The sequence below is a fragment of the Gilliamella sp. B3367 genome (assembly GCF_026536825.1).
GTDB lineage: Bacteria > Pseudomonadota > Gammaproteobacteria > Enterobacterales > Orbaceae > Gilliamella > Gilliamella apicola_E.
Genome location: NZ_JAFNNJ010000007.1, coordinates 1 through 13,293, shown reverse-complemented (window position 1 = coordinate 13,293; position 13,293 = coordinate 1). Strand labels below are relative to the sequence as shown.

Annotated in this window: 7 protein-coding genes; all 7 read left to right on the top strand. The window is 37.0% G+C overall.

The features are described from left to right. The first annotated feature begins 56 nt into the window (after window positions 1-56). Window positions 57-4,085, top strand: coding sequence for a DNA-directed RNA polymerase subunit beta (gene rpoB / locus J3U23_RS09880; RefSeq protein WP_267331018.1), 4,029 nt, complete (start codon window positions 57-59; stop codon window positions 4,083-4,085). Window positions 4,086-4,175: 90 nt separating this feature from the next. Then, window positions 4,176-8,393, top strand: coding sequence for a DNA-directed RNA polymerase subunit beta' (gene rpoC / locus J3U23_RS09875; RefSeq protein ID WP_065561817.1), 4,218 nt, complete (start codon window positions 4,176-4,178; stop codon window positions 8,391-8,393). A gap of 80 nt (window positions 8,394-8,473) precedes the next feature. After that, window positions 8,474-8,785, top strand: coding sequence for an antibiotic biosynthesis monooxygenase family protein (locus J3U23_RS09870; RefSeq protein WP_065735208.1), 312 nt, complete (start codon window positions 8,474-8,476; stop codon window positions 8,783-8,785). Window positions 8,786-9,221: 436 nt separating this feature from the next. Next, the gene (locus J3U23_RS09865; protein WP_065561819.1) at window positions 9,222-9,818 is read left to right on the top strand and encodes a LemA family protein; all 597 of its coding nucleotides are present in this window, start codon (window positions 9,222-9,224) and stop codon (window positions 9,816-9,818) included. Between the two features lie 371 nt (window positions 9,819-10,189). After that, entirely contained in the window at window positions 10,190-11,116 is a 927-nt protein-coding gene (locus J3U23_RS09860; protein WP_267339153.1) for a TPM domain-containing protein, read from the top strand. Between the two features lie 181 nt (window positions 11,117-11,297). After that, entirely contained in the window at window positions 11,298-12,200 is a 903-nt protein-coding gene (locus tag J3U23_RS09855; protein WP_267339152.1) for a TPM domain-containing protein, read from the top strand. Between the two features lie 710 nt (window positions 12,201-12,910). Further along, window positions 12,911-13,293 (top strand): TPM domain-containing protein (locus J3U23_RS09850; RefSeq protein WP_267339151.1); only part of this gene is annotated, 383 nt, incomplete at its 3' end.

The following is a 13,293-nucleotide window of genomic DNA, read 5'->3' as shown; positions in this document are numbered from 1 at the left end:
TACCCTGATGAATATTTAATCATGCTAAAATAGCAGATAAGCAAGTTGAGGAACTAATGGTTTACTCTTATACCGAGAAAAAACGAATTCGTAAGAATTTTGGTAAGCGTCCACAAGTCTTGGATATACCGTATCTTCTTTCTATTCAACTTGATTCGTTCCAGAAGTTTATTGAGCAAGACCCAGAAGGTCAATATGGCTTAGAAGCCGCATTCCGTTCAATATTTCCGATAAAAAGTTATAGTGGTAGCGCTGAGTTACAATACGTAAGCTTTAAAATGGGCGAACCTGTGTTTGATGTAAAAGAATGTCAAATCAGAGGGATCACTTACTCAGCACCATTGCGCGTTAAATTACGTTTAGTTATTTATGATAAAGATGCGCCAGAAGGAACAGTTAAAGATATTAAAGAGCAAGACGTCTATATGGGCGAAATCCCTTTAATGACGGACAATGGTACTTTTGTGATTAACGGTACTGAACGTGTTATCGTTTCACAATTACATCGTAGTCCAGGTGTGTTCTTTGACAGTGATAAAGGTAAAACGCACTCTTCTGGTAAAGTTTTATATAATGCTCGGATTATTCCTTATCGTGGCTCTTGGCTTGATTTCGAATTTGATCCAAAAGATAATCTTTTTGCTCGTATCGACCGTCGTCGTAAACTTCCAGCAACAATTATTTTACGTGCGTTAGGTTATGAAACTGAAGAAATTTTAGATATGTTCTTCGAAAAAACTATTTTCGAAGTAGGCAAATCAAAATTAAAAATGGAACTTGTGCCAGAGCGTTTACGTGGTGAAACAGCGCTATTTGATATCGAATCTAAAGGCAAAGTTTACGCAGAAAAAGGTCGTCGTATTACAGCTCGTCATATTCGTGAGCTTGAAAAAGATAAAGTAACTAAAATCGACGTTCCAGTTGAATATATTGTAAATAAAGTTTTAGCAAAAAATTATGTTGATGAAGAAACTGGTGAGGTTATTGCTTTTGCCAATACGCCAATTTCGTTAGAACTATTACTTGAATTAACCAATGCTGGTTATAAGAAAATTGAAACATTATTCACTAATGATTTAGATCATGGACCATTTATTTCTGAAACATTAAATGTTGATTCAACACGTGATCGATTAGGTGCATTAGTTGAAATTTATCGAATGATGCGTCCAGGCGAGCCACCAACAAAAGAAGCAGCCGAAGCGTTATTTGATAATCTATTCTTCTCCGACGAACGTTATGACTTATCAGCGGTAGGTCGTATGAAGTTCAATCGTTCTTTAGGACGAGACGATATTGAAGGCGAAAGTGTCTTAACAAAAGCTGATATCGTTGATGTAATGAAGAAATTAATCAGCATCCGTAATGGTCATGGTGAAGTTGATGATATCGATCACTTAGGCAATCGTCGCATCCGTAGTGTTGGTGAAATGGCTGAAAACCAATTCCGTATTGGTTTAGTTCGTGTTGAACGAGCTGTAAAAGAGCGTCTATCTTTAGGTGATCTTGATTCATTAATGCCACAAGATATGATCAATGCTAAACCAATTTCAGCGGCAATTCGTGAGTTCTTTGGTTCTAGCCAATTATCTCAGTTTATGGATCAAAACAATCCATTATCTGAAATTACTCACAAACGTCGTATTTCTGCATTAGGTCCAGGTGGTTTAACTCGTGAACGTGCAGGCTTTGAAGTGCGTGACGTACATCCTACACATTATGGTCGTGTATGTCCGATTGAAACGCCGGAAGGTCCAAACATCGGTTTGATTAACTCATTAGCGGTTTATTCACGTACCAATGAGTATGGATTCTTAGAAACGCCATATCGTCGAGTGATTGACGGTGTTGTGACTGATGAGATTAACTATTTATCAGCAATCGATGAAAGTGAGTTTGTTATAGCTCAGGCTAACTCAAATCTTGATGACGATGGTCGCTTTAAAGAAGATTTAGTGACTTGCCGTTTAAATGGTGAATCTGGTTTATATAGCCCGGAACAAGTTCATTATATGGATGTATCAACACAACAAATCGTTTCTGTTGGTGCTTCATTAATCCCATTCCTTGAGCACGATGATGCGAACCGTGCCTTGATGGGTGCGAACATGCAACGTCAAGCTGTACCAACATTAAAAGCAGAAAAACCTTTTGTTGGTACTGGTATGGAACGTGCGGTTGCGGTTGACTCAGGTGTAACTGCGGTTGCTCGTCGTGGCGGTACAGTACAATATGTTGATGCTTCACGTATTGTTATTAACGTTAACGATGATGAAATGTATGCCGGTGAAACAGGTATTGATATTTACAACTTAACTAAATATACCCGTTCTAACCAAAATACTTGTATTAACCAAATTCCATGCGTGGAATTAGGTGAAAAAGTTGAGCGTGGCGATGTACTTGCAGACGGCCCATCAACGGATTTAGGTGAGTTAGCACTTGGTCAAAATATGCGTGTGGCATTTATGCCATGGAACGGTTATAACTTTGAGGATTCTATTTTAGTCTCTGAAAAAGTGGTACAAGATGATCGTTTCACTTCGATTCATATTCAAGAACTATCTTGTGTATCTCGTGATACTAAACTTGGTGCTGAAGAAATTACTGCTGATATTCCAAATGTGGGTGAAGCAGCACTTTCTAAACTTGATGAGTCTGGTATTGTTTATATCGGCGCTGAAGTAAAAGGTGGTGATATTCTTGTTGGTAAAGTAACGCCTAAAGGCGAAACGCAATTAACACCAGAAGAGAAATTACTACGTGCTATTTTCGGTGAAAAAGCATCTGATGTTAAAGATACTTCATTACGTGTACCAAATGGTGTTTCAGGTACGGTTATTGATGTGCAAGTCTTCACTCGTGATGGTGTACAAAAAGACAAACGTGCACTTGAAATTGAAGAGATGCAACTCAAGCAAGTAAGAAAAGACTTAACTGAAGAACTTAAAATTTTAGAAGCAGCATTGTTTGCTCGTATCCGTGATGTATTAATTTCTGGTGGTATTAAAGCAGACAAATTAGATGCTTTACCACGTGAAAAATGGTTAACCATTGGTATTTCTAATGAAAGTAAGCAAGCTCAATTAGAACAACTTGCTGAACAACATGATGAAATCAAAGCTGAATTTAATAAGAAGCTTGAAGCTAAACGAATGAAGATTACTCAAGGTGATGATTTACAACCTGGAGTTCTCAAAATTGTTAAAGTTTACTTAGCAGTTAAACGTCAAATTCAGCCTGGTGATAAGATGGCGGGGCGCCATGGTAACAAAGGGGTTATCTCTAAAATCAACCCAATTGAAGATATGCCATATGATGATAAAGGACGTCCAGTTGATATCGTATTGAATCCACTTGGTGTTCCGTCTCGTATGAACATCGGTCAGATTTTAGAAACTCACTTAGGTATGGCGGCAAAAGGTATTGGTCAGAAGATCGATGCAATGCTAAAAGAACAGCAAGAGTTAGCTAAATTACGTGATTTCATTCAGAAAGCTTATGACCTTGGTTTAGGGGCAGCACAGAAAGTTAATGTTGCTGAATTTACTGACCAAGAAGTGATGACATTGGCACAAAACTTACGTAATGGTATGCCTCTTGCAACGCCAGTCTTTGATGGTGCAAAAGAGCAAGAAATCAAAGCATTACTTGAACTTGGTGATTTGCCAACGTCAGGTCAAATTACATTGTTTGATGGTCGTACAGGTGAGCAATTTGAACGTCCAGTAACTGTAGGTTACATGTATATGCTGAAATTGAATCACTTAGTTGATGATAAGATGCATGCGCGTTCTACAGGTTCATATAGTCTGGTTACACAACAACCATTGGGTGGTAAAGCTCAATTTGGTGGTCAACGTTTCGGTGAGATGGAAGTATGGGCACTTGAAGCATATGGTGCTGCTTATACTCTACAAGAAATGTTAACTGTTAAATCAGATGATGTGAATGGTCGTACTAAGATGTATAAAAATATTGTAGATGGTGATCATCGTATGGAGCCTGCGATTCCAGAATCATTTAATGTATTATTAAAAGAGATTCGTTCGTTAGGTATTAATATCGAGTTAGATGAAGAGTAATCTTAACTAACTGAAATGATTTCTATTTATAGGGATAACTTATCAGCAATGATAAGTTATCTAATTGGTTTAACTCCATAGGAGTCAATTGTGAAAGACTTACTAAAGTTTCTAAAAGCACAAACTAAAACTGAAGATTTTGATGCTATCAAGATAGGCCTTGCTTCTCCTGATATGATTCGTTCATGGTCTTTTGGTGAAGTTAAAAAACCTGAAACAATTAACTATCGTACGTTCAAACCGGAACGTGACGGATTGTTTTGTGCACGTATTTTTGGACCAGTAAAAGATTATGAATGTTTATGTGGAAAATATAAACGTTTAAAACACCGTGGTGTGATCTGTGAAAAATGTGGTGTTGAAGTTACTCAAGCCAAAGTACGTCGTGAGCGTATGGGGCATATTGAGCTTGCATCACCTACTGCACATATCTGGTTTTTAAAATCATTACCATCACGTATTGGTCTATTATTAGATATGCCACTTCGTGACATTGAACGTGTGCTTTATTTTGAATCATTTATGGTTCTTGACGGCGGAATGACAAACTTAGAACGCGGTCAAATTTTAACAGAAGAACAATATTTAGATGCGTTAGAAGAGTTTGGTGATGAATTCGATGCTCGTATGGGTGCCGAAGCAATTCAAGAATTACTACGTAATATCGATGTGCAAGCTGAATGTGAAGCACTACGTGATGAGCTTGAAACTACCAATTCTGAAACTAAGCGTAAAAAACTGACTAAACGTATTAAGATTATTGAAGCATTCATTCAATCAGAAAATAAACCAGAATGGATGATCTTAAACGTATTACCTGTGTTGCCACCCGATTTACGTCCATTAGTACCACTAGATGGCGGACGTTTTGCAACATCAGATTTGAACGATCTATATCGTCGAGTGATTAACCGTAATAATCGTTTAAAACGTTTATTAGATTTGGCAGCGCCAGATATTATCGTACGTAACGAAAAACGTATGTTACAAGAATCTGTTGACGCATTACTTGATAATGGTCGTCGTGGCCGTGCAATTACCGGTTCAAACAAACGTCCATTAAAATCACTTGCCGATATGATTAAAGGTAAGCAAGGTCGTTTCCGTCAAAACTTATTAGGTAAACGTGTTGACTACTCAGGTCGTTCAGTAATCACTGTAGGTCCATACTTACGATTACATCAATGTGGTTTACCGAAGAAAATGGCTCTTGAATTATTCAAACCATTTATTTACGGTAAATTAGAGCGTCGTGGTTATGCAACTACCATTAAAGCAGCCAAGAAAATGGTTGAACGTGAAGATGCAATTGTTTGGGATATCTTAGATGAAGTTATTCGTGAGCATCCGGTATTACTAAACCGTGCACCAACACTTCACCGATTAGGTATTCAGGCATTTGAACCTATCCTAATTGAAGGTAAAGCGATCCAATTACATCCATTAGTTTGTGCGGCATTCAATGCTGACTTCGATGGTGACCAAATGGCGGTTCACGTACCATTAACGTTAGAAGCTCAATTAGAAGCGCGTGCGTTAATGATGTCAACCAACAACATTCTTTCGCCTGCGAGTGGTGAGCCTATCATTGTTCCTTCTCAGGACGTGGTATTAGGTCTTTACTACATGACTCGTGATAAAGTTAATGCGAAAGGTGAAGGTATGATTTTAACCGGACCTAAAGAAGCAGAAAAACTGTATCGCTTAGGTCTTGTTGAGCTACATGCTAAAGTTAAAGTACGTATTACTGAAAGCCACCGCAATAGTATTGGTGAGTGGGAAGATACAACTTCTGTGGTTGATACTACAGTTGGTCGTGCTATCTTATGGTTAATTATGCCTAAAGGTATGAGCTTCTCTGTCATCAATCAACCACTTGGTAAAAAGGCGATTTCACGAATTTTAAATATTTGTTATCGCCAATTAGGTATGAAAGAAACTGTTATCTTGGCTGACCAAGTAATGTATACCGGATTTGCTTATGCAGCACGTTCTGGTGTATCGGTTGGTATTGATGATATGGAAATTCCAGCTAAAAAATTACAAATCATCAATGAAGCTGAAATTGAAGTTGCTGAAATTCAAGAACAGTTCCAATCAGGTTTAGTTACCGCTGGTGAACGTTATAACAAAGTTATCGATATCTGGGCAGCAGCCAATGAACGTGTTGCTAAAGCGATGATGGATAACTTATCAACTGAAAAAGTGATCAATCATGAAGGTAAAGAAGAAGTTCAATCTTCATTTAACAGCATCTATATGATGGCCGACTCTGGTGCGCGGGGTTCTGCAGCTCAGATTCGTCAGTTAGCTGGTATGCGTGGATTGATGGCAAAACCGGATGGTTCAATCATCGAAACACCAATTACGGCAAACTTCCGTGAAGGGTTAAACGTTCTTCAGTACTTTATCTCGACCCATGGTGCGCGTAAAGGTCTTGCCGATACCGCATTAAAAACTGCGAACTCAGGTTACTTAACTCGCCGTTTAGTTGACGTAGCTCAAGATCTAGTCGTTATTGAAGATGACTGTGGCACGTTAGAAGGCGTAGTGATGACACCAGTTATCGAAGGTGGAGATGTTAAAGAGCCACTTCGTGAACGTGTATTAGGTCGTGTAACAGCAGAAGATGTATTGAAACCAGGTAGTGCGGATATTTTAATTCCTCGTAATACACTACTTGATGAAAACTATTGTGATTTACTTGAAGAAGAATCTGTAGATAGCGTTAAAGTTCGTTCAGTTGTTTCGTGTGATACTGACTTTGGTGTTTGTGCGAAATGTTATGGTCGTGACTTAGCCCGTGGTCACCTAGTAAATAAAGGTGAAGCAATCGGTGTTATCGCTGCTCAATCAATCGGTGAGCCTGGTACACAGTTAACCATGCGTACGTTCCATATCGGTGGTGCGGCATCACGAGCAGCAGCAGAATCAAGTGTTCAAGTTAAAAACAAAGGTAGCATCAAATTATCTAATGCTAAATTTGTAACTAACCCAGATAAGAAACTGGTTATTACATCTCGTAATGCTGAATTAACGATTATCGATGAATTAGGTCGAATGAAAGAAACTTATAAAGTTCCTTATGGTTCGATTCTAACTAAAGGTAATGGTGCAGCGGTTGATGCCGGTGAAACAGTTGCTAACTGGGATCCACATACCATGCCAGTTATCTCTGAAGCGAAAGGCTTTGTTAAATTTGTTGATATGGTTGATGGTCAAACTATCACCCGTCAAACCGACGAATTAACAGGTTTATCATCAATTGTTATTTTAGATGTCGCTGAACGAACAGGTGTTGGTAAAGATTTACGTCCAGCAATTAAGATTGTTGATGCTAAAGGTAAAGATATTTATGTTGCAGGTACAGAGATGCTTGCTCAATATTTCTTACCAGGTAAAGCATTAGTACAATTAGAAGATGGTGCTGAAATCAATGTGGGTGATACACTTGCACGTATTCCACAAGCATCGGTTGGTACTAAAGATATTACCGGTGGTTTACCACGCGTTGCTGACTTATTTGAAGCACGTAAACCTAAAGAGCCAGCAATTCTTGCTGAAATCGATGGTATTATCTCGTTTGGTAAAGAAACCAAAGGTAAACGTCGCTTAATTATCACTCCACTAGATGGTAGTGATCCATATGAAGAGATGATTCCAAAATGGCGTCAACTCAACGTATTTGAAGGCGAACAAGTTGGACGTGGTGATGTGATTTCTGACGGTCCAGAATCTGCACATGACATTTTACGTTTACGTGGTGTTAATGCAGTGACACGTTACATCGTTAACGAAGTTCAAGAAGTTTATCGCTTACAAGGTGTAAAAATCAATGATAAACATATTGAAGTTATTGTTCGTCAGATGTTACGTAAAGCGACAGTTATTCATCCGGGTGGTTCTCGTTTACTTGACGGCGAACAACTTGAAGTTTCACGCTTGAAGATTATTAATCGTGAGCTTGAGGCACAAGGTAAAGAGCCAATTGTTTACTTGCATGATTTGCTTGGTATTACTAAAGCATCACTTACTACTGAATCATTTATTTCTGCGGCATCGTTCCAAGAAACGACTCGCGTATTAACTGAAGCAGCAGTTGCTGGTAAAAATGATGAGCTTCGTGGCTTGAAAGAAAACGTTATTGTTGGTCGCTTGATTCCAGCTGGTACTGGTTATGCTTATCATAAAGAGCGTTTGCGTAAACGTACAATGCCTATTGATGATGAAATTCAACCAACTGTTTCAGCTGAAGAAGCAACAGCTAACTTAGCAGAATTACTCAATTCTGCAGAAGAAAATCAATAGTCAGTAGGACTAAGTTATTAAAATAGCACGTGTAAGCACGTGCTATTTTTTTATGTGTATTTAAAAAAAGGAGTTTTGATATGTATATTGTCATGAACCGATTTAAAGTAAAACGAGGTAGTGAAGAGGCTTTTATTGAAATATGGCGTAATCGTGATACCCATTTAAAAGAGATGAAAGGCTTTAATCGTTTTTATTTTTTAAAAGGGAAAACTGAGGAAAATTATACGTTATTTTCATCATTTGCCGAATGGGAATCAAAAGCCGATTTCGACGCTTGGGTAAACTCAGAACAATTCAAACATACACATCGTAATACCGGAAATAGACCAAATAATAACGATATTTACTATGAGCCGGCACAGTTAGAATGCTTTGAAAGTGTATTATAAATAATTATCAAATAATAAACCGCTTATTATAAATTGGTAAAATCTACCTAAATCATCATTAATAAAAGTTTTATGATCAAGAATAAAAATAAGCGGTATATTTTTTATGCGTAAATTAGGATTATACATAGCATGCATTATAAAAATGGCTATAATAATATTGAGTAAATTATCTTAAACGGTGTGGATTAAGGCGATATTAATTTGCAATATAGCCAATTCAATATTAGTGAGTCCACAGATTGATAACTTACATTCCTTGTTTTTTTCAGAGCTTGTTCTTTTTATCGAAATATCGGTATAAATTTGTTAGTGAGATTTAAACTTGAGGTATAAATAAGTGTTTAAAAATCGCAGATAGCTTATTTTAATTCTATTTTTTGATGTATTCATTTGTTAAGCTATCCATAAATTCAACTATTTATAGGAATATACAATGAAATCAAAATTTCTATTATGTGTTTTGGTATTAATTATTGTTGGAGCATTTTTTTGTTTTAGTCGATACAATGATATCCAAACCCGTGACGAAGGTGTAGCAGCTGCATGGTCAGAAGTTGTCAACCAATATAAGCGTCGGGCTGATTTAACTCCAAGTTTAGTTAATACGGTTAAAGGTTATACTACACACGAAAAAGAAGTGTTAACTCAAGTGACCGAAGCAAGAAGTAAAGTTGGCTCAATTCAAATCAACGCTGATCAGCTAACCGATCCGGCTTTATTTGCTAAATTCCAACAAGCGCAATCAGAATTAAGTACTGCCTTAAGCCACTTAATTGCTGTCAGTGAAAACTATCCAGATCTTAAAGCCAGTTCACTTTTTCAGGATCTTATGAGCCAGTTAGAAGGCACTGAAAATCGGATCGCAGTTGCCAGAGGACGATATATACAAGCAGTTCAATCGTTTAATATTTATATCCGAAAAATACCAAATAAGTGGATTGCTGGCTTTATAGGTGTAGAACCTAAACAGCAATTTACGGTTGATAATGAAAAAGAAATTTCAAATGCACCCGCAGTTAACTTTCAATAAACATAATTGCTCAAAAAATATTGAGTGTTAAGTTTGCTGTTAATCATCAGTTGGTATCGATCAACTGAAATTCTCTTCCTTTAAGATCGAGTTATGACCATACGTTAACTCGATCTCATAGAAATATTTTACAATAAAGCTCTATTAAGTTTCCCCAATACAAAATAAATAGTGCCAAATTTCCATGACGGCAAAACTTGATAAAAAAAGCTGATGTTAATAGCAAAATTGTTATCTGGCTATATAATAGTCATTTCTACCCATTGATGTCTTATACTACTTAAACCTAAAATAGAGTAGATTAGCTTTTGATATGCGTTTTTTAAAAGTAATAATATTATTCTATTGCAGGTCATTTTGGTCAAAATATAATGAAAAAATATGTTTTCTTTAGTATGTTGTTAATGCTTAGTTGGTTTAGTTATGGTTTGACTGAAATTCCTGCTTTTAATAGTCATATTATTGATACAACCAATACTTTAAGTGCATCGCAAGTCAAGTCTTTAGAATCAAGCCTAATTCAATTTGAACACTCGAAAACTGATGGGGCGCAAATAGCGGTTTTGATGATCGCAAAACTCGACAACGAAACCATAGAGCAGTACGCGCAGAGAGTTTTTAACCAATGGAAAATTGGAAGAAAAGGGCTGGATAATGGTATTTTATTGTTAGTAGCAAAAGATGACCGACAGATGCGTATTGAAGTGGGGTATGGGCTTGAAGGCATTGTTACCGATTTAGTCGCTAGCCACATCATTCGGGAACAGTTAGCCCCACAATTTAAGCAAAATAATTATTATCAAGGTATTAATGATGCAATTTCGGTATTAAAAGATGTCACAATAGGTAATGAAATTCATCCAGAGAAACAAACCCAGAATAATCATAGAATTGGGTTAAGTGAAATGTTAGATATGTTGTTTAACTGGATTATTCAACAAAGCTGGAAAGTGTTTTCCTTTTTTGTTTGTTTAGCCTTCACGGTTAAATTCGAAAAAAATGTATTTAAACGCATTATCATTACATCACTATCAAATAGTTTATTTATCCTAATTGTAACTTGGTGTGTTCACGGTTTTACTTACTTATATCTAATCGATGTCGTTTTTATTTTTGGTATAAATTATGTAGTTGCTAACTTGCTATTCATCGCTATCAGTTTTAAAAACGGCACTAGAAGAAGTCGTAGCGGGAGTGGCAGTAGCAGCCGATCTTCATATAGCCATTCGAGTAGAAGTTCCCGAACCGGCGGAGGCGGCGGCCGCAGTGGTGGTGGCGGTGCATCTGGTCGTTGGTAATGAGATGAACAAAGATAATACTCATTAAGTTTTAATAGTAAGATTTTGATTCGGCTATATACTAGTTTTAGTTAACCAATGATATCTTGTCTAAACGCTTTATTAAATGGATCGCAATTAACTGTTTGTTGTAAAAATTAAAATTTTATTTAGCGTTGTTAATCATAAGGCAAAAAATACAATGAAAAGATATTTTCTAAGTAGTTTATTGTTAATATTCAGTTGGTTTTGTTATGGGCTAACAGACATCCCGGAATTTGCACATCGTGTTATCGACACGACTCATACTTTAACCGATTCTCAAAAAGAGTCATTAGAATCAAGCCTAATTGGCTTTGAAAAGCCTCGAACAGATGGTGCCCAGATAGCGGTTTTAATGATTCCCAAACTGGATGATGAAACGGTAGAACAATACGCAGATAGAGTCTTTATTCAATGGAAAATCGGTCGAAAAGGACAAGACAATGGTATTTTATTGCTTATTGTAAAAGACGATAAACTCATGCGAATTGAGGTTGGTTATGGGCTTGAAGGAACTATTACCGACTTAGTGGCCAGTAAAATCATTCGTGAGCAATTAGCGCCAGAATTTCGACAAAATAACTATTATCAAGGTATTGATAATGCCTTATCTGTGCTAAAACAAAAAATCGATAATCCTGCCCCGAAAAGTGAAGATAACGAACAAGGCTTTAACTTGTTATCATCAGAAGATTTTACTTCCATGTTGAGTAATTATGCGCTGGTGTCATTCGTTATTTGTCTTATACTTGCCAAATTATTGTATCGTAAAGATAAAACCAATCAATGTCTTCTTACTGGTTTATTTAACGCACTATCTGTTGGTGGATTTACCCTTTGGCATATGCGCGATATATTTATTATAGTATTTATCATGTTTGTGGTATTTATTTTGAGTACCATTGCCAGCCGCATTGTGACTCCCGGAGCTGGTGGCGGAAGAGGAAATCATCGAGGAGGAGGCGGTTTTGGTGGTTCTAGCGGTGGCTTCGGCGGAGGTGGCGGCTTTAGCGGCGGCGGTGGTGGTCGCAGTGGTGGCGGTGGCGCTTCCGGTAGCTGGTAAATAGGATAATAAATAAGGCGCTATATGCGCCTTAATCATATCGATTAATAGCAGTTTATTTTTTAGAACAATCGCTAGCCACATCATTCGGGAACAGTAAGCCACACAATTTAAGCAAAAGAACTATTATCAGGGTATTAATGATGCAATTACGGTATTAAAAGATGTCATAATAGGTAATGAAATTAATCCAGAGAAACAAGCCCAGAATAATCATAGAATTGGGTTAAGTGAAATGTTAGATATGATGTTTAACTGGATTATTCAACAAAGCTGGAAAGTGTTTTCTTTTTTGTTCGTTCGTTTTCACGGTTAAATTCGAAAAAAGTGAATTTAAACGCATTATCATCACATCACTATCAAATAGTTTGTTTCTCCTTATTGTAACTTGGTATGTTCACGATTTTAGTTACTTATATCTTACCGATGTCGTTATTTTTGGTATAAATTATGTGGTTGCTAACTTGTTATTCATCGCTATCAGTCGTAAAAACGGCATAAGAAGAAGTCGTAGCGGGAGTGGCAGAAGCAGTCGATCTTCATATAGCTATTCGAGTGCCGAGGTGGCGGCCGCGGCCGCAGTGGTGGTGCATCTGGTCGTTGGTAATGAGATGAACAAAGATCATACTCATTAAATTTTAATAGTAAGATTTTGATTTGACTATATAATAGTTTTATTTAGCGTTGTTAGTCATGAGGCAGAAAATATAATGAAAAGATATTTTCTAAGTAGTTTATTGTTAATATTCAGTTGTTTTTGTTATGGGCTAACTGACATCCCGGAATTTGCACATCGTGTTATCGACACGACTCATACTTTAACCGATTCTCAAAAAGAGTCATTAGAATCAAGCCTAATTGGCTTTGAAAAGCCTCGAACAGATGGCGCCCAGATTGCGATTTTAATGATTCCCAAACTGGATGATGAAACGGTAGAACAATACGCAGATAGAGTCTTTATTCAATGGAAAATCGGTCGAAAAGGACAAGACAATGGTATTTTATTAGTTATTGTTAAAGATGATAAACTCATGCGAATTGAGGTTGGCTATGGGCTTGAAGGAACTATTACCGACTTAGTGGCCAGTAAAAT

Excerpts from the sequence above, each read along its gene's own strand:
- rpoB (WP_267331018.1), top strand. The coding sequence starts at position 57 with ATGGTTTACTCTTATACCGAGAAAAAACGAATTCGTAAGAATTTTGGT.
- J3U23_RS09870 (WP_065735208.1), top strand. The coding sequence starts at position 8,474 with ATGTATATTGTCATGAACCGATTTAAAGTAAAACGAGGTAGTGAAGAG.
- J3U23_RS09860 (WP_267339153.1), top strand. The coding sequence starts at position 10,190 with ATGAAAAAATATGTTTTCTTTAGTATGTTGTTAATGCTTAGTTGGTTT.
- J3U23_RS09865 (WP_065561819.1), top strand. The coding sequence starts at position 9,222 with ATGAAATCAAAATTTCTATTATGTGTTTTGGTATTAATTATTGTTGGA.
- J3U23_RS09855 (WP_267339152.1), top strand. The coding sequence starts at position 11,298 with ATGAAAAGATATTTTCTAAGTAGTTTATTGTTAATATTCAGTTGGTTT.